This is a genomic window from Xanthomonas hortorum pv. pelargonii, from assembly GCF_024499015.1.
Taxonomy (GTDB): Bacteria; Pseudomonadota; Gammaproteobacteria; order Xanthomonadales; family Xanthomonadaceae; genus Xanthomonas; species Xanthomonas hortorum_B.
In genome coordinates, this window is the sequence record NZ_CP098604.1 from 2,944,453 (window position 1) to 2,962,060 (window position 17,608).

16 protein-coding genes, 1 other RNA gene and 1 pseudogene are annotated in these 17,608 nt (G+C 66.2%); 11 read left to right on the plus strand and 7 right to left on the minus strand.

Annotated features, from left to right (window positions below):
• The 4 genes from NDY25_RS12890 to NDY25_RS12905 all read right to left on the minus strand — a co-directional run bounded on the left by NDY25_RS12890 (position 1) and on the right by NDY25_RS12905 (position 3,027).
• A non-coding RNA gene (locus NDY25_RS12890) (sX9 sRNA) lies at positions 1-90 on the minus strand.
• A gap of 59 nt (positions 91-149) precedes the next feature.
• On the minus strand, positions 150-1,133 hold the full coding sequence (locus NDY25_RS12895) for a PDR/VanB family oxidoreductase (RefSeq protein ID WP_168959132.1): 984 nt from the start codon (positions 1,131-1,133) through the stop codon (positions 150-152).
• Positions 1,126-1,929, minus strand: coding sequence for a GntR family transcriptional regulator (locus NDY25_RS12900; RefSeq protein WP_256627486.1), 804 nt, complete (start codon positions 1,927-1,929; stop codon positions 1,126-1,128). Before NDY25_RS12900 ends, NDY25_RS12895 begins: the two co-directional genes overlap by 8 nt.
• Positions 1,930-1,950: 21 nt before the next feature.
• A complete protein-coding gene (locus NDY25_RS12905) occupies positions 1,951-3,027 on the minus strand; it encodes an aromatic ring-hydroxylating dioxygenase subunit alpha (RefSeq protein WP_168959130.1) in 1,077 nt (358 codons plus the stop codon).
• 256 nt (positions 3,028-3,283) lie between these two features.
• Here NDY25_RS12905 and NDY25_RS12910 point away from each other — a divergent pair, with 256 nt between their 5' ends.
• The 9 genes and pseudogenes from NDY25_RS12910 (at position 3,284) to NDY25_RS12950 (ending at position 11,447) form a co-directional block, all read left to right on the plus strand.
• The gene (locus NDY25_RS12910; protein WP_168959129.1) at positions 3,284-4,147 is read left to right on the plus strand and encodes a CoA transferase subunit A; all 864 of its coding nucleotides are present in this window, start codon (positions 3,284-3,286) and stop codon (positions 4,145-4,147) included.
• Complete coding sequence (locus NDY25_RS12915) at positions 4,144-4,932, plus strand: CoA-transferase subunit beta (RefSeq protein WP_168959128.1); 789 nt, start codon at positions 4,144-4,146, stop codon at positions 4,930-4,932. The genes NDY25_RS12910 and NDY25_RS12915 overlap by 4 nt, the downstream gene beginning before the upstream one ends.
• Entirely contained in the window at positions 4,929-6,137 is a 1,209-nt protein-coding gene (gene pcaF, locus NDY25_RS12920) for a 3-oxoadipyl-CoA thiolase (protein ID WP_168959127.1), read from the plus strand. Before NDY25_RS12915 ends, pcaF begins: the two co-directional genes overlap by 4 nt.
• A gap of 114 nt (positions 6,138-6,251) precedes the next feature.
• The gene (gene pcaH, locus NDY25_RS12925; protein ID WP_168959126.1) at positions 6,252-6,980 is read left to right on the plus strand and encodes a protocatechuate 3,4-dioxygenase subunit beta; all 729 of its coding nucleotides are present in this window, start codon (positions 6,252-6,254) and stop codon (positions 6,978-6,980) included.
• 4 nt (positions 6,981-6,984) lie between these two features.
• Positions 6,985-7,548 (plus strand): protocatechuate 3,4-dioxygenase subunit alpha, encoded by a 564-nt coding sequence (gene pcaG / locus NDY25_RS12930; protein ID WP_168959125.1) that lies wholly within the window; start codon positions 6,985-6,987, stop codon positions 7,546-7,548.
• 117 nt (positions 7,549-7,665) lie between these two features.
• Positions 7,666-9,012: pseudogene (locus NDY25_RS12935) on the plus strand (3-carboxy-cis,cis-muconate cycloisomerase); the annotation flags it as partial.
• Between the two features lie 17 nt (positions 9,013-9,029).
• Positions 9,030-9,812: a 3-oxoadipate enol-lactonase gene (gene pcaD, locus NDY25_RS12940; protein ID WP_168959123.1), complete on the plus strand. Its 783-nt coding sequence runs from the start codon at positions 9,030-9,032 to the stop codon at positions 9,810-9,812.
• A 64-nt stretch (positions 9,813-9,876) separates the two neighbouring features.
• Positions 9,877-10,263, plus strand: a complete 387-nt coding sequence (gene pcaC, locus NDY25_RS12945) for a 4-carboxymuconolactone decarboxylase (RefSeq protein WP_006449044.1) — start codon at positions 9,877-9,879, stop codon at positions 10,261-10,263.
• A 257-nt stretch (positions 10,264-10,520) separates the two neighbouring features.
• Complete coding sequence (locus NDY25_RS12950; RefSeq protein WP_168959122.1) at positions 10,521-11,447, plus strand: alpha/beta hydrolase; 927 nt, start codon at positions 10,521-10,523, stop codon at positions 11,445-11,447.
• Between the two features lie 16 nt (positions 11,448-11,463).
• On the opposite strand, the gene NDY25_RS12955 is transcribed toward NDY25_RS12950, so the two are convergent.
• Positions 11,464-12,324 carry an IclR family transcriptional regulator domain-containing protein gene (locus NDY25_RS12955; RefSeq protein ID WP_055828399.1) on the minus strand — a complete coding sequence of 287 codons (861 nt, stop codon included), beginning with the start codon at positions 12,322-12,324 and terminating at the stop codon, positions 11,464-11,466.
• A 147-nt stretch (positions 12,325-12,471) separates the two neighbouring features.
• On the opposite strand from NDY25_RS12955, the gene NDY25_RS12960 reads away from it, so the two are divergent.
• Positions 12,472-13,332, plus strand: coding sequence for a PA4780 family RIO1-like protein kinase (locus NDY25_RS12960; RefSeq protein ID WP_006451961.1), 861 nt, complete (start codon positions 12,472-12,474; stop codon positions 13,330-13,332).
• Positions 13,333-13,675: 343 nt separating this feature from the next.
• Positions 13,676-14,419 carry an alpha/beta hydrolase gene (locus NDY25_RS12965; protein WP_168959121.1) on the plus strand — a complete coding sequence of 248 codons (744 nt, stop codon included), beginning with the start codon at positions 13,676-13,678 and terminating at the stop codon, positions 14,417-14,419.
• Here NDY25_RS12965 and NDY25_RS12970 read toward each other — a convergent pair.
• The gene (locus tag NDY25_RS12970; RefSeq protein ID WP_081376509.1) at positions 14,416-15,126 is read right to left on the minus strand and encodes a DUF2490 domain-containing protein; all 711 of its coding nucleotides are present in this window, start codon (positions 15,124-15,126) and stop codon (positions 14,416-14,418) included. The two genes, NDY25_RS12965 and NDY25_RS12970, sit on opposite strands and share 4 nt — an antisense overlap.
• Before the next feature lie 442 nt (positions 15,127-15,568).
• A complete protein-coding gene (mnmG, locus tag NDY25_RS12975) occupies positions 15,569-17,473 on the minus strand; it encodes a tRNA uridine-5-carboxymethylaminomethyl(34) synthesis enzyme MnmG (RefSeq protein WP_168959120.1) in 1,905 nt (634 codons plus the stop codon).
• Positions 17,474-17,608: the final 135 nt, after the last annotated feature.

The window sequence follows — 17,608 nt, forward strand, 5'->3', positions numbered from 1 at the left end:
TGCAAACACGGCTGCGTGCAAGCCGTAGCGAGCAGTCGTCGGGTGGGCGTGGACGGCGCGCGCAGAAACCGCAGTGTGCGCGTGGCACACGCCGCAGCGAGTGCCTGCCGCGCCTGGCTGATGGTTGGCGCAGCAGTTTTGCTGCGCTCTCAGCCCAGCTCGCCGCGATATCCCGTATCGATACTGATGCTGCCGCCCACCGCGCGCGAGACGCAGGCGCACAGTTTGCGGTTCTCGCGGCGTTGTTCGTCGCTGAAGAACACATCGCGGTGGTCGATATCGGCCGCGCTATCCAGCACCTCCACCGCGCACAGCCCGCATTCGCCGCGCCGGCATTCGGCGATCAGCTCCACCCCGGCATCGGCCAGGGCATCCAGCATCGATTCGTTTTCCGCCACCGGCACTTCCAGGCCTAGCCCGGGCAACTTGACCACGAAGGCCTGCGCCGGCACCCGCCCGCTATTGCCGAAGGTTTCGAAATGCAGCCGCGCACGCGAACGCCCGGCGGCGTGCCAGTGCTGGCGCACCGCTTCGAGCATGCCTAGCGGCCCGCACACATACACCTCGGCATTGGGCGACAGGCGCGCCAATTCGGCGGCAAGATCCGGCTGCCCTGCGCTGTCGTCGCAATGCAGCTGCAGGCGCTCGCCGAGCAAGGTTTCCAACTCATCCGCATACGCCATCGCAGCACGCGAGCGGCCGACGTACAGCAGGCGAAAGGACCGGTGACGACGTGACAGCCGCTGCGCCATGCCGATGATCGGCGTGATGCCGATGCCGCCGGCGATCAACAGGATTTCCTCGCCGCTCTCATCCAGCGCAAAGTTGTTGCTGGGCGGCGAGATCTCCACCACGTCGCCGGGCTGCAGGGTCCACATATGCCGCGAGCCGCCGCGGCTGTCGGGCATCTGCCGTACTGCGATTTGGTAATAGCCATCGGAGCGCGGTTCGCCCACCAGCGAGTACGAACGCACATCTGGCCGGCCATGCAACTGCACGCGAAAATCCAGATGACTGCCCACCTCGAACGGGCGCGCCGCAGTGCCGGGATCGAGCACGATCTCGCGCACGCCCTCGCAGGCATCGGCAATGCTGACGACGTGGGCGCGGTGCCACTGGGTGTCTTTACGCATAGGGAACTCCGGGCAGAAAGGGGTGCTGGCTGCTGCCAGCGTTGGACGGATGGGCGCGGCCGATCAAGGCGCCACCGCGCACCTGGGTGATCGCCGCCGGGGTTTGCGGTACGTGGCGCAGATTGCGATGCGCAAGCCGTGCGTGCTCGCGCATCAGCGCTTCGGCACGCGCGCCCTGGCGGTATTCAATGGCAGCGATGACTTCGCGATGCTGGTCTTGCGCCAGCGTCAGAATCAGTTGTGCTTCGGCGCTGGTGGTCTGCGCCATGACCAGGCTATTGGGCGAGGCGAACGGTAACTGCAGCACACGGGTGAGCTCGCGGCCCAGGACATCGCTGCCGGCCATTGCCACCAGCAACGCGTGGAACTGCGCGTTGGCCTGCACATAGGCGGTGAAGTCGATGGCGTGCAGCGGCGAGCCGACGATGCCGTCGAGCGTGTCCAGCAACTGGCGAGCCTGAGCCAGCGACGCGGCGGATGCCCCGCGTTCGGCGGCCATGCGCGCGGCCAGTCCTTCGAGCGTGCCGCGCAGTTCGATCGCATCGTGCACATCGCGTTCGCTGAAGGCCTGCACCGCGTAGCCGCCGCCCGGCAGTGCGCTGGCCAGGCCTTCTTCGCAGAGACGCTGCAACGCGGCGCGCACCGGCGTGCGCGACATGCCCAGCCGCTGCACCACCGCCAGCTCGGACAGCCGCGCGCCGGCCGGCAGGGTGCCGTCGAGAATCAGTTCGCGTAGCGACAGCAGTGCGCGCGTGGTTTGCGCGGCACTGCTGCGAAACGGGGTGGTCGGTGACATGCGAACCTCCGTCGCGGTGCTTTAGCCCACCATGCGCAGCGACAATTCCTGCGCGCGCTGTTCCTGTGCGATCAGTCGATCGATCACGCGGCGCGCCCACATGCCGCCGGCATCGACGTTGAGGTTGTAGAAGGTGTGATCCGGATGCGCGTCGATGGCGCGCTGTTGCGCTTCCAGCACCGCCTCGTCCTCGCCGAACACGCCGGTCACGCCGGCCCGGGTCAGCGTGGTCAGCGATTGGTCGTGCAGCGCGTAGTTGCGCATGAACGCCCAGAAGTAATGGCAGGTGGTGTCGGTTTCGGGCGTGATGGTGTTGAGCACGTAGCCGTTGACGCCCTGGCTGCGGTCGCCTTCCGGCGCTCCGGTGCCGGCGATGGCCACACCGACATCGATGGCGATGGTGCCGGGCGCTTCGAAACGGATGATCTGCCAGCGATCGACCTTGCCGTGGTAATCCAGATGGCGCGCGATCTGGCTGGCCCAGAACGGTGGCGCGTCGATATTGCGCATCCAGCGCGACACCACCACCGAGCGGTCGCCGTGCATCACATCGAACGGCGCTTCGGCGATCTCGTCCTGACCGATGCTGGAGCCATGCACGAAGGTCTCGTGGGTCAGGTCCATCAGGTTGTCCAGCACCAGCCGGTAGTCGCACTTGGCGTAGATGGTGCGGCCGTCGCCGGCCCAGGCCGGGTCGTGCGCCCAATGCAGATCGGGAATCAGGCTGGTGTCGGCCTGCGCCGGATCGCCGGGCCAGATCCACACATAGCGATGCTTCTCGGCCACCGGAAAACTGCGCACGCATGCGGACGGGTTGATGGTTTCCTGCGAGGGCATGTGCACGCAGCGGCCTTGCGTGTTGTAGACCAGCCCGTGATAACCGCAGACCACATCGTCGCCGCGCAGCTTGCCCATCGACAGCGGCACCAGGCGATGCCAACACGCGTCTTCGAGTGCGATCACGGCCCCGGCGGTGCTGCGATACAGCACCACATCCAGGTTGCAGACCTTGCGCGGGGTCAGCGCGTGCTCGATCTCGTGGTCCCAGGCGACGGCATACCACGCGTTGAGGGGAAACAGCTGCTTGGACTGGGACATGACCGTGACTCCTGGGGTTTGTATACAACCTGGGGTGCGGATCGGCAGTGGTACGCCGGCTGACGACCAGTTGACGCGCTTGCCAGCGCTGGCGTCTGCTTGCAAGCGAAGTTATGTATACACCGGAGACAATGTTGGAGCGCCAGTCGCCAAGCGAAATTGTGCGATTATCGAATATGCACGCCGATAATCGGATTGACCGGGCTGTGCCGCTGCGCCTACCGTGACCGCACGCTCGCTGTGCAGGACTATTGCAATGGCCGAAATCGTCTCCCTTTCAGAAGCGGTGTCCCAGCTGATCGCCGATGGCGATTGCGTGGCGATGGAAGGCTTCACCCATCTGATCCCGCACGCCGCCGGCCATGAGGTGATCCGCCAGCGCAAGCGCGACCTGCGCCTGGTGCGCATGACGCCGGATCTGATCTACGACCAGCTGATCGGCGCCGGGTGCGCGGCGGCATTGCGGTTTTCCTGGGGCGGCAATCCCGGCGTCGGCTCGCTGCACCGGCTGCGCGATGCGGTCGAACATGCCTGGCCGCAGCCGCTGCAGATCCGCGAACACAGCCATGCCGACATGGCCAACGCTTACGTGGCCGGCGCCTCAGGGCTGCCGTTTGCGGTGTTGCGCGGTTATGTCGGCTCGGACCTGCCGCGCGTCAACGACAGCATTAAGTTCCTGCAATGCCCGTACACCGGCGAAACGCTGGCCACCACGCCGGCGGTGAATCCCGATGTCACCGTGATTCACGCCCAACAGGCCGACCGCCGCGGCAATGTGCTGCTGTGGGGCATTCTGGGCGTGCAGAAAGAGGCCGTATTGGCGGCGCGCAAGGTGATCGTGACGGTGGAAGAGATCGTCGACACGCTGGATGCGCCGCCCAACGCCTGCATCCTGCCGCGTTGGGTGGTGGATGCGGTCTGCCATGTGCCCGGTGGCGCCGCACCGTCGTATGCGCATGGCTACTACGCCCGCGACAACCGCTTCTATCTGGCCTGGGATGCGATCGCCCGCGACCGTGCGCGCTTTCAGGCATGGATCCAGACGCATCTTCTCGATACCGAGGATTTCGCTGCCTTCCAGCGCGTGTACGCGCACTCGCTGTTGCAGGTGGCCGCATGAGCGACTACAGCACCAACGAAATGATGACCGTGGCGGCGGCGCGGCGCCTGCCCGATAACGCGGTGTGCTTTGTCGGCATCGGCCTGCCATCCACTGCCGCCAACCTGGCGCGGCTGACGCATGCGCCGGACGTCACCCTGATCTACGAATCCGGTCCGATCGGCGCGCGCCCGGACGTGCTGCCGCTGTCGATCGGCGATGGCGAACTGGCCGACACCGCCGACACCGTGGTCTCCACGCCGGAGATCTTTCGCTACTGGTTGCAGGGCGGTCGTGTGGATGTGGGCTTTCTGGGCGCGGCGCAGATTGATCGCCATGCCAACCTCAACACCACGGTAATCGGCCCGTACGATGCGCCGAAAACGCGGCTGCCCGGCGCAGGTGGCGCGCCGGAGATTGCGGCCAGCGCCAAGCAGGTGTTCATCATCATGCGCCAATCCACACGCAGCTTCGTGCCGGTGCTGGACTTCATCACCACGGTCGGGCATCTGGACGGTGGCGATGCGCGCCAGCGTGCCGGCCTGCCTGGCGCCGGCCCCACCGTGGTGGTCACCGATCTATGCGTGATGGAGCCCGACCCCGTGACCCGTGAACTCACCGTCACCGCCTTGCACCCCGGGAGCACCCGCGAACAGGTGAGTGCGGCCACCGGCTGGCCGATCCGCTTCGCCGCCGATCTGGCGCAGACCACCCCACCGAGCGCTGCGGAATTGCAGGCACTGCGCGCGCTGCAGGCACGCACCGATGCAGCGCATGGCAAGCAGGCTGCGGGAGCCGAGGCATGAGCGAGGTCTATCTGATCGATGGCATCCGCACGCCGATCGGCCGTTACGGCGGCGCCCTGGCCAGCGTGCGTGCCGATGACCTCGGCGCGGTACCGATCGCCGCGTTGATGGCGCGTCATCCGCAACTGGAACCGGCGCTGATCGAAGACGTGTATCTGGGCTGCGCAAACCAGGCCGGCGAAGACAATCGCAATGTCGCGCGTATGAGTCTGTTGCTGGCGGGCCTGCCGTCTTCGGTGCCGGGCAGCACGCTCAATCGCCTGTGCGGGTCCGGGCTGGATGCGATCGGCACGGTGGCGCGCGGCATCCGTGCCGGCGAACTGGGGCTGGCGATTGCCGGCGGGGTCGAATCGATGACGCGCGCGCCGTGGGTGATGGGCAAGGCCGAGGGCGCATTCGCCCGCACGCAACAGCTGGAGGACACCACGATGGGCTGGCGTTTCGTCAATCCGCGTCTGCAGGGCGCTTACGGCGTGGAGTTGATGGGCGAAACCGCAGAGAACGTGGCGCAGCGCTATGCCATCGCGCGCGAAGACCAGGATGCCTTTGCATTGCGCAGTCAGCAACGCGTTGCCGCTGCACAGGCGGCCGGGTTCTTCGATGGAGAAATCACGCCGGTGACCGTGGCCCCACGCAAAGGTGGCGAGGCAACCGCTCTCGATCGCGACGAGCCCCCGCGCCCGAATACCACCGCCGAGATGCTGGCCAAGCTCAAGCCGGTCTTCCGCCAGCCCGGCACGGTGACTGCCGGCAATGCCTCGGGCCTCAACGATGGCGCTGCCGCCTTGTTGCTGGCCTCCGCGCAGGCGGTGCAGATGCATGGGCTGACCCCGCGCGCACGCGTGCTCGGCTTCGCCTCCGCCGGTGTGGAGCCGGCCTTCATGGGGATCGGTCCGGTGCCGGCCACGCAGCGCTTGCTGGCGCGGTTGGGCCTGACCATCGAACAGTTCGATGCGATCGAACTCAACGAAGCCTTCGCCGCGCAGGCGCTCGCCTGCACGCGCGCGTTCGGGCTGGCCGACGATGCGCCGCACGTCAACGCCAACGGCGGCGCCATCGCACTCGGACACCCACTGGGGATGAGCGGCGCGCGGCTGGCGTTGACCTTGCTGCGGCAACTGGAAGCCAGCAACGGACGGCTTGGCCTGGCCAGCATGTGTATCGGCGTGGGGCAGGGCGTGGCGCTGGCGATCGAGCGCGTGTAGTGCGCCCGTTGCAACCACCGCTGCCGTTACCGCACACCCAGAGCGTTCTCGACGCTTGCAGCGTTGACGCTAGCATTCCCGACCGCGCCGTAGCGCAACCGATGGAGATCCCGCATGCGCGACCCCAGCTCTGACACGCCAGTCGATCCGCTGCTCGGCTATCGCCGCATCCGGATCGGCACGCAGCCGGCGTATCTGCATCTTCCCTATGCATCCACCGCGTTGCGCGGCCCCACGCGCGCGCCGATCGACATCCCGGTCACGCTGTCGGAAGTCACCGGGCCGCGACTGGATCGGCTCACGCTGGGCGAGCATGCCGCCGATCTCACTGCCGGCTTTGCCGGCGAGCCGTTGGGCGAGCGCATCATCGTCTCCGGCCGCGTGCTCGACGAAAACGGCAAGCCGGTGCGCAACAGCGTGGTGGAAGTGTGGCAATGCAACGCGGCTGGCCGCTATCAACATGCGGGCGATCGCCACGATGCGCCGCTGGATCCCAATTTCCGCGGTACCGGCCAGGTGCTCACCGACGACCACGGCCGCTATGCGTTCAAGACCATCAAGCCGGGTGCGTATCCGTGGCGCAATCACTACAACGCCTGGCGGCCGGCGCATATCCATTTTTCGCTGCATGGCGATGGTATCGGACAGCGGCTGATCACCCAGATGTACTTCCCCGGCGATCCGTTGCTGGCGCACGACCCGATCTACAACTGCGTGGACGATCCGCTGGCACGCGAACGCATGGTGTCCAGTTTCGACTGGGAAAACGCGGTGAGCGAATACGCGCTGGCCTACCGCTTCGACATCGTGTTGCGCGGTCGCAAGCAAACCGTCTGGGAGTGAGTCGATGAGCCTGCACACCACCCCGTCGCAAACCGTTGGCCCGTATTACCGGCTCGGGCTGGAGCCGCTGTATCGCCACCGGCTTGCACCTGCGCAGGCCACAGGCACGCAGGTGCAGATCAGTGGTTGCGTCTTCGATGGCGCCGGCACTCCGGTGGCCGACGCGGTGCTGGAACTGTGGCAAGCCGATGGCGCCGGCATCTATGCGCATGCCGCCGACACCCGCTTCGAAACGCATGACCCCGGCTTCGATGGCTGGGGCCGCGTGCCCACCGATGCGCAAGGATGTTTTTCCTTCAGCACCATCAAGCCAGGCCAGGTCGCCGGGCCCGACGGCAAGCTGCAGGCCGCGCATCTGACCGTGCTGGTGTTCATGCGCGGGCTGCTGCGCGGCGTGTCGACACGGCTGTACTTCGCCGACGACCCGCAACTGCGCAGCGATCCGATCCTTGCCCTGGTGCCGGCCGAGCGTCGCGCCACGCTGCTGGCGCAATCGCGCGGTAGTGGCAACTACGTGTGGGACATCCACATGCAGGGCGATGCGGAAACGGTGTTCTTCCATTATTGATCGCAGCGTCATTGCGCGTTTGCCCATGCTGCGATGCGCGCGCGTGCGCATCGCGCATGCCAGTTGGCACTCCTGCGCATCGGTGCCATGCTGCCCGCACGTCAAGAGAGGCCATGCATGACTGCGACGTCTTCCCTGTTGGGATCCTTGTTTGGCGAGCCTGCGTGCGACGCGTTGTTCGACGACGCCGCGCGTGTGCAGGCAATGCTGGCGTTCGAATCCGCGCTCGCCCGCGCGCAGGCGCAGTGCGGCGTGATCCCGACCGGGGCCGCGCAGGCCATTGCCAATGCCTGCGACGTGCAGCACTACGATCTGGCCGCGCTGGCGCAGGCCACTGCACTGGCCGGCAATCCCGCCATTCCATTGGTCAAGGCGCTGACTGCACGCGTGGCCGAACACGATGCGCAGGCCGCGCGCTGGGTGCACTGGGGCGCCACCAGTCAGGACGTCATCGATACCGGCACGGTGCTGCAGCTGCGCGCTGCGCTCGACCTATTGCTACCGCGTCTGCAACACCTGTGCGCCGATCTGGCCGCACTGGCCAAACGCGAGCGCAATACCGGCCTGCCTGGTCGCACCTTGTTGCAGCAGGCGGTGCCGGTCACCTTCGGGCTCAAGGTCGCCGGCTGGCTGGATGCGTTGCAGCGCGCGCACCACCGCCTGCAGGCCTTGCAGCGCGATGCCTTGGTACTGCAGTTCGGTGGTGCGGCCGGCACGTTGGCGTCGCTGCAGGAGCGCGGCCTCGAGGTCGCCGAAGCGCTGGCAAAGACGCTGTCGCTGCCGTTGCCCGCATTGCCGTGGCACACCGCGCGCGACCGCCTCGTCGAGGTCGGCTGCGCCTTCGGCCTGTTGGCCGGCACCTTGGGCAAGATCGGCGGCGATGTGGTGCTGCTGATGCAATCGGAGGTTGGCGAAGTGTTCGAGCCCGCCGCTGCCGGCAAGGGCGGCTCCTCGGCGATGCCGCATAAACGCAATCCGGTCTCCAGCGTCGCCGCGATTGCGGCCGCCACGCGTGTGCCCGGCCTGGTGGCGACCTTGTTCAGCGCGATGGCGCAGCCGCATGAGCGTGCCGCCGGGCAATGGCACGCCGAATGGGAGACCTTGCCGCAGATCGTGTGCCTCACTGCCGGAAGTCTTGCGCAGATGCAGCTGTGCCTGGCCGATCTGGAACTGGACCGCGAGCGCATGCGCGCGCATCTGGATAGCCATGGCGGTGTGTTGTATGCCGAAGCGGTGGTGTTCGCGCTCGCAGCGCAGCTCGGCAAAGCGCAGGCGCATGCGGTGGTGGAGCAGGCGGTGGCACGCGCGCAGGCGCAGCAGCGGCATCTGCGCGAGGTGCTCGCCGAGGATGCACTGGTCGGTGCGGTGCTCACGCATGCGCAACTGCAGGCGCTGTTCGATGTGGACAGCTGGCGCGGCATGTCCTCGGTCTGGATCGATCGCGTGCTTGCCGCTTCTTCTTCTTCGCTGAAGGTACTTCGATGGCCTATCTGCAGTTGCCCACGCACCGCCTGCACTATCGGCTGGACGGCACCGAAGGCCGCCCCTGGCTGACCTTCTGCAACTCGCTCGGCACCGACCTGCAGATGTGGGACACGCAGATCGCCGCCTTTGCGCCGCACTACCGCATCCTGCGCTACGACCGCCGCGGCCATGGTGATTCTGAGACGCCGCCCGGCCCGTACAGTGTCGCCGACCTGGGCCAGGACGTGCTGGCGCTGTGGGATGCGTTGCAGATCGATCAGAGCGACTTCTGCGGCGTGTCGATCGGCGGCCTCACCGGGCAGTGGCTGGGCCTGCACGCACCGCAACGGCTGCGGCGGCTGGCGGTGTGCGCCACTGCGCAGAAGATCGGTAGCAGCGAGACCTGGAACGCGCGCATCGCACAGGTGCGCAGCGAAGGCCTGGCCGTGCTGGTCGATGCCACCTTGCAGCGCTGGTTCACGCCGCCGTTTGCCATCAGCCACGCGCAACGGCTGGAGATGATCGTGGCCGCGTTCGTGTCGACCTCGCCGGACGGCTATATCGCCTGCTGCCAGGCCGTGGCCGATGCCGATTTCCGTGGCGCGCTCGACACGCTGGCGCTGCCATTGCTCGCAGTCGCTGGCGAAGATGACCCGGTCTGCTCGCCCAACGATCTGCGCGAGATCGCCTCTGCCGCTCCGCACGGCCATTACGCGCAGGTGCCCGGCCGGCATATCTGCAATCTGGAATCGCCGGCCGCGTTCAACGACACCGTATTGCGCTTTCTTCAGGCCGACTAAAGCAGCTGCCAGCACGCCAGCGCTGCACGGCCGCTCCAACCATTCCCTAAGCAAGAGAGATCCGATGCACGAAGACGAGCGTTACCAGGCCGGCCTGCACGAGCGCCGGCGCGTTCTTGGCGATGCGCATGTCGACCGCTCGCTGGCCGCACGCACCGAGTTCACCGAAGAGTTTCAGGAACTGATCACCCGCTACGCCTGGGGCAGCATCTGGACCCGCGACGGCCTGCCCGCGCATACCCGCTCGCTGCTGACGCTGGCGATGATGGTGGCGCTGGGCCATGACGAAGAGTTCAAGCTGCACGTGCGCGCCGCGCGCAACAACGGCGTCACGCCCGATCAGATCAAGGAGGTGTTGTTGCAGGCGGCGGTCTATTGCGGCGTGCCGGCGGCCAATCACGCATTCGCACTGGCCAAACCGATTCTCGAAGAACAGGCCGCCGAAGGCTGAGCCGCTAGCATCGCGTCAGACACTCTGACGAGCGACAAAGCGACCGAGCGAAGCCGAACCGGAAGATGCTGCGCATGCCGGCAGCGCAACCACGTGTGTCGTGCTCGAGGCGCGAGCAGCAAGAGCGGCCAAAAAACGATTACGTAGCCGCCAGGTGGGCACGTCGGTGCCCGGAATCGGCATGTGCCACTCGTACACCGCCAAGCATCGCAGGCAAGATGGCCGCTGTCGGACATCACGTCCCAGGGAGATGACTCATGACCTTGCGCTTCGCCTGCCTGCTGATGCTGCTGATCGCCACCTGTGCGCTGCAGGCACAGCCGCATCCCGGACCGGGCACGCAGCTGTCGCAGGTTCGCGCCGACGATGGCCAGACGCTGGCGGTGTGGTCGCGCGTACCGGCACAGCCGCGTGGCACGATCCTGCTGGTGCATGGGCGTACCTGGAGTGCGCTGCCCAATTTCGACCTGCAGGTTCCCGGCGAAGCGCGCGATTCGCGCTCGGTGCTCGCGGCCTTGGCGCAGGCCGGGTACGCCGCCTACGCGGTGGACCTGCGCGGCTATGGCGGCAGTGCGCGCGATGGCAGCGGCTGGAACACACCGGCGCGCGCGGTGGCCGACGTCGCCGAGGTGCTGGCCTGGATCGCCCGCAAGCACGCGCACTTGCCGCCGCCGGCGCTGCTCGGTTATTCCAACGGCGCGCGGGTGGCGCTGCTGATCGGCCAGCAACACCCGCAGGCGCTGTCTGCGCTGGTGCTGTACGGTTTTCCGGACGATGTCGATGCGGCTCCCGATGCCACACCAACGCCAGCCCAGCCATTGCGCGCACGCACCACGGTCGAAGCAGCCGGCGAGGATTTCATCACCGCCAATGCCGCGCCCTCCGGCGTGCGTGCGGCCTACGCTGCGCAGGCGGTGTCGGCCGACCCGGTGCGCACCGACTGGCGCGCGATGGAGCAGTTCGCCTTCCAGCCCGAGCAGGTGGCAACGCTGCCGGTGCTGCTGCTGCGGGGCGTCGACGATCCCATCGCGACCCAGCCGGACAACGCCCACCTGTACGCACGCCTGCGCAGCGAAGATCGCAGTTGGGTCACGCTGCCGCACGCCGACCATGTGGCGCATGTCGAAGACACGCATGCCGCCTGGGTGGATGCGGTGGTCGGCTTTCTGCGCCGGCCGCGCTGAGCGTGTTCGACAAGCCCTAACTCAACAACGCCCCCAGCCGCTGCGCCGCCTGCTTCAGCGGTTCCAGCAGCTGCGTCTGCATCGTCTGCAGGCTCACGCGCCCGGCCTGGGCACCGATGTTGAGCGCGGCGATCACCTCGCCGCGCAGGTTGCGCACCGGCACCGCGATCGAGCGCAGGCCGATTTCCAGTTCCTGATCGGTCAGGCACATGCCTTCGCGGCGCGTACGTGCCAGCAGCTCCAGCAGCGCCGATGCCTGGGTCACCGTGCGGTCGGTGCGCGGGCGCAGCGTGGTGCGCTCCAGATACGCCTGCAAGGTGTCGCCGGGCAGGGCGGCCAGCAGCACCCGGCCCATCGAGGTGCAGTAGGCCGGCAGGCGCGTGCCCGGGCGCAGCCCGATCGACATGATGCGCACCGTCTCGGCGCGCGCCACGTACAACAGGTCGTCGCCGTCCAGCACGCCTAGCGAGCAGGATTCGTGCAGCTGGTCACGCAAGCCATCCAGCACCGGCTGCGCTGCCGCGGTCATTGATGAAGAGGCCGCATACGCACCGCCGATCCCGAGCACCCGCGGCAGCAGTACATAGCCGCGGCCCTGTTCGCCGACATAGCCCAGCTTGGCCAAGGTGTGCAGCACCCGCCGCACCGCCGCGCGCGAGATGCCGGTTTCCAGGCTGATCTGCGACATCGTCACCTCGCGCGCGTGCTGTGCGAACACGCTGAGTACCACCAGCCCGCGTCCCAGCGAGGTCATGAAGTCCGGGTCGCCCTGGGCGGCGGCGATCTGCTGCATCAACTCATGCGGCAGGCCGCGTTCGCTACCGACTGCGGGCACGGCGGTGGGGCGTTTACGTCGGCTGGCGGCGGGCTCGGGCATTGGGTCGCAGGTTGGACAGGTTCCCGCATGGTAAGCGCTCAGGCAGATGCATGCCCCCGGTCGCAGCTTGTGCCTGGACATGTAATCGCTTCACCCTGCTTGCCGCATAATCGCTGCTGATTTGTTCCGGATCGGTCCTCTTAGTCCATGAAAACCCCCAAGGGCCTGCAACCGCTGATCGACGACGGCATCATCGACGAAGTGTTGCGACCACTGAAGAGCGGCAAGGAAGCATCCGTCTATGTGGTCAGCACAGGCGCAGACATCCTGTGCGCGAAGGTCTACAAAGACATGGCGCAGCGCAGCTTCCAGGCGCGCGTGCAATATCAGGAAGGCCGCAAGGTGCGCGGCAGCCGCCAGGCACGCGCGATGGGCAAGGCCACCAAATTCGGTCGCCGCGAAGCCGAGACCGCGTGGAAGAATACCGAAGCCGAGGTGCTCTACCAGCTGATGGATGCCAGCGTGCATGTGCCCAAGCCGCGCGGCTATTTCCACGGCGTGCTGCTGATGGATCTGGTCACCGACGAAGCCGGCCACAGCGCTCCGCGGCTGGGCGAAGTGGAGCTGGAACCGGAGCAGGCGCGCGTGTTCCACACCAGCCTGATCGGCGATGTGGTCAAGATGCTGTCGCTGGGCCTGGTGCACGGCGATCTGTCCGAATACAACGTGCTGGTCTCGCCCGAGGGCCCGGTGTTGATCGACTTTCCTCAGGTGGTCAGCGCCGCCGGCAACAATGCCGCGCGCGACATGCTGCTGCGCGACGTGCACAACCTGCGCGATTGCCTCGGCCGTTTTGCGCCGGAGTTGCTGGAAACCTACTACGGCGAAGAGATGTGGGCGCTGTTCGAAAAGGGCGAGCTGCGCCCGGACAGCGTGCTGACCGGACGCTTCAAGTTCGACACCCACCGCGCCGACGTGCGCGCCATCCGCGCCTCGATCGAAGACGCACGCCAGGAAAACCTCATCCGTCAGCAAGGCCGCGAGGCCGCTGCGGAAGACGAAGATTAGCCAGCGGCTGTCGCGCCCTATGCGGCGCGACACTGGCAACGTCGCACACGGCGCGCTGCCAGCGTGCACTGGTCATTGGCAACGTGTCGGTGCGCGCTGAGCGCGCCGATGCCAGCGCGTGCAGACGCGATGCGGCGCAGCAAAAAAACCAACTGACGCTGATTGCGTGACTGTCGCACAAGCCCGCCGGGTACCGCCCTTGCCGCCGCATGCAAGGCCAGTCAAGGGGTTTGCAGCGCTGCGGCGTGCATCAGGCAATGCCATTGAAATTATTTATGCAATTTAATGGTGATTGATCATAAGTATCTGGCAGGCTCGCTCCTCGTCTCCTGGAGGGTCTGTCATGTCGTTTGATCCCGATGTCGTGCGCCTGTTTGCCCAGCTTCAACAATCCGGTCAACCGGCCATGGACACCCTGCCGATCGAAGGTGCGCGCGCGATGATGCGCGCGCTCGGCGCGCAGCTCGGCTTCCCGCGCGTGGAGATGGCGCAGGTACGCGATCTGCATGCCGACACCGCTGCCGGCCCGGTGCCGTTGCGGTTGTATCGACCATCCGATCTTGCCCCTGGCCCCGCCCCGACCTGCCTGTTCGTGCACGGCGGCGGCGGTGTGGTGGGCGATCTGGACTCCCATGACGACGTCTGCCGGCAACTGGCTGCATGTGCCGGCTGTCAGCTGCTGGCTGTCGACTATCGTCTGGCGCCGGAACACCCCGCACCGGCCGGCGTGGAAGACGTGATTGCTACCCTGCAGTGGCTGGTGGCCCAGCCCCATGTGGTTGGTGCCGACCCCGCCATTGCACAGGACTGGCGCGTCTCGCCAATGCTGGTGCCCGATGTGGCCGGCGTTGCGCCCGCACTGGTCGTGGTGGGCGATCGCGACATGCTCTGCGACGAAGGACGCGCCTATGCCGAGCGTCTGCGCGGCGCCGGGGTGGAAGTCACCTTGCACAGCTTTCCCGGCATGATCCACGGTTTCATCAACATGGGCGGCGTACTGCGCGCCGCCGATGAGACATTGGCGCTGGCGGCACTGGTGCTGCGCCAGCGTTTGCTGCCCGCCATTGGGCGGTGGGCGAGTGACTAGAAGTTGAAGCGGAAGGTCGTCATCAGTACGTGGTTTTCGCGGTCCACTGCAGGCGTATTGACGAACTGATTCAGATACCCGACATCGACATTGGAGATGGCGTTGAACTTCCAGTTGATACCGACGAATACGCGGTTCTGGTCGAGACCGCGTCGCGCGCCCCACTCGGTCTGATCGAGATTGACGAACAGTTCGTTGAACGCCACCCACGACAATTGCGGCGACAACGCGCTGGGGCGCACGGCCCGGATCATCTGGCGTACCCGGTAACCTTCATCGCTGAAACCTTCGCGGTGGCGTTGCTCCAGACGCGTGCGGCTGGTAATGGTGATATTGGCAATCGGATCGAACTGATATTGAAACTGCCCCCACCAGCGATTTTCGCGGTTGGAGGATTGCCCGGCCGGATGGCTGATAATGGTGTCGTAGCCCATCCAGACACTGGCTTTGGGATTGAGCCGGTAAAACACGGCGGGGCGCAGAATCAGTTGGTCGAACTGCTCGCCTTCCTCGCGCCAGCGCGGATGGATATCCATGCTCCAGTACAGATTTTCGACCGGCAACTTGCCCTGGGCATACACACTTAACCAGTAACGGCCATCTTCTTCGGTAGTGGCCATCGCCGGCGCGATGTTCGCCAGCATCAGCACTAAAAGCGGACAGGCACTGCGCACAGTTGCCTTCAACATCGCACTCGATCTGTTCATGGATTAGAAAGTCGTCATAGTTGATCGAGCATAGCAACTTCCCCCGTGTCGCTAGAGTCCGCCGGACGAGCGGCAAGCCTGCGCGTACCGGTGGCTTCGCACGTGGCGACATGGCATCGCATGCTGACATCTGTTGGCAACGTTTCGCGCGTTTGTCCACTGAGGGTGCTTGCACGCGTACCGGCGTGGGACACGCCGCAAGTACGTCCCTGTAGGCGCTTATGCGGCATCCCTGCCGCATAAGGTCCCACGCCGGCACGCGCGCAAGCACCACCGACTGTTCTCGGTGGCTGTGGGAGAGACGGCTGGTTGATTGATCTAGCTGTACGCGAGACCTTCGCTGGCGACCGAGTGGCAGCGCGATGGATGACCGACGTCATCGCGGAATCCGTCGGACGACGTGCTTGCCGAGCAGCGACGTAATCGACTAACCACAAGCCCCTCACGCCACCTGGCTGCGCCGCGCGCGTTCCAGATGCACCAGCAGCAGCGAGATCGCCGCCGGCGTCATGCCGGCAATACGCTGGGCCTGGCCGATACTTTGCGGGCGCACGCGTTCGAGTTTCTGTTGCACTTCGATCGACAGGCCACGCACGCCGGCATAATCGAACCCTTCTGGAATCGGCGTGGTTTCGTGGCGTTGCTGACGCGCGATGTCGTCGCGTTGGCGGTCCAGATAACCGGCGTATTTGACACTGATCTCGACCTGCTCAGCCACCTGCGCATCCTCCACGCCCGGCCCCAGCGTCGGCACGCGCATCAGCGCGGCGTAGTTGAGTTCGGGGCGCTTGATCAGATCCAGTACGTTGGTCTCGCGGCTCACCGCCACGCCCAGGGTCTGGGCCACTTCGCGGCCCAGCGCATTGCCCGGGGTTGCCCACAGTGCCTGCAGGCGCGCGCTTTCGCGCTGCACCGCCTTCTGCTTGGCCGAAAACCGCGCCCAGCGCGCATCGTCGACCAGGCCCATCGCACGGCCCACACCGGTCAGGCGCGCGTCGGCATTGTCTTCGCGCAGCTGCAGCCGGTATTCGGCGCGGCTGGTGAACATGCGATACGGCTCGGTGGTGCCGTGGGTAATCAGATCGTCCACCAGCACGCCCAGGTACGCCTCATCGCGACGCGGCGACCACGCCGGCAAGGCCTGCACATGGCGCGCGGCATTGAGGCCGGCCAGCAACCCTTGCGCGGCGGCCTCTTCGTAACCGGTGGTGCCATTGATCTGCCCGGCGAAGAACAGCCCGCCCACCGCCTTGGTTTCCAGCGAGGCCTTGAGCCCGCGCGGGTCGAAGAAGTCGTACTCGATCGCATAGCCGGGGCGGGTGATATGCGCCTGCGCAAACCCATGGATCGAGCGCACCAGCGCCAGCTGCACATCGAACGGCAGCGAGGTGGAGATGCCGTTGGGATAGATCTCGGTGACCTCCAGGCCTTCGGGCTCGACGAAGATCTGGTGGCTGGTCTTCTCGGCGAAGCGCACTACCTTGTCTTCGATCGACGGGCAGTAACGCGGGCCGATGCCTTCGATCTGTCCCGAATACAGCGGCGAGCGATGCAGCGCGCTGCGGATGATGTCGTGGGTCTGTTCGGTGGTGTGAGTGATCCAGCAGCTGACCTGGCGCGGGTGATCGCTGCGCTGGCCCATGAACGACATCACCGGCAACGGATCGTCGCCCGGCTGTTCGGCCATCACGCTGTAGTCGAGCGTGCGCCCGTCGATACGTGGCGGGGTGCCGGTCTTGAGCCGGTCGATCGCAAACGGCCGTTCGCGCAGGCGCGCGGCCAGCGTGGTGGCCGGCGGGTCGCCCATGCGCCCGGCCGCGTACTGGGTCTCGCCAACATGGATCTTGCCGGCCAGGAAGGTACCGGCCGTGAGCACCACTGCGGGTGCTTCGAAACGCAGCCCGGTCTGGGTGATGACTCCGCGCACGCTGTCGCCCTCGCTAGCGCCGTTGTGGATGAGTAGATCGTCCACTGCTGCCTGGAACACGGTCAGGTTGGGCTGCGCCTCGACGATGCAGCGGATCGCGTTGCGGTAGAGGGTGCGGTCAGCCTGGCAGCGGGTGGCGCGTACCGCTGGCCCCTTGGAGGCATTGAGCGTGCGCCACTGGATGCCGGCCAAGTCTGCCGCGCGTGCCATTGCCCCGCCCAGCGCGTCGATCTCCTTGACCAGATGGCCCTTGCCGATCCCGCCGATGGCCGGGTTGCAGCTCATCGCGCCCACCGTCTCGATGTTGTGGGTCAGCAGCAAGGTGCGGGCGCCGGCGCGCGCGGAGGCCAGCGCGGCCTCGGTGCCGGCATGGCCGCCGCCGATCACGATGACGTCGTAGCGATAAAAGGAATCGGACATGGGCGTGGACTAGGAAGCGGAAGGAAGACAAGCGGCCGCGGAATTATCGGCTGAAGGGCGATTGAGGTCACTCAATCGATAAAAATGTGATTTAAATCACATTTTAGAACAGTGGCACTCAAGTTGGCATGTTCC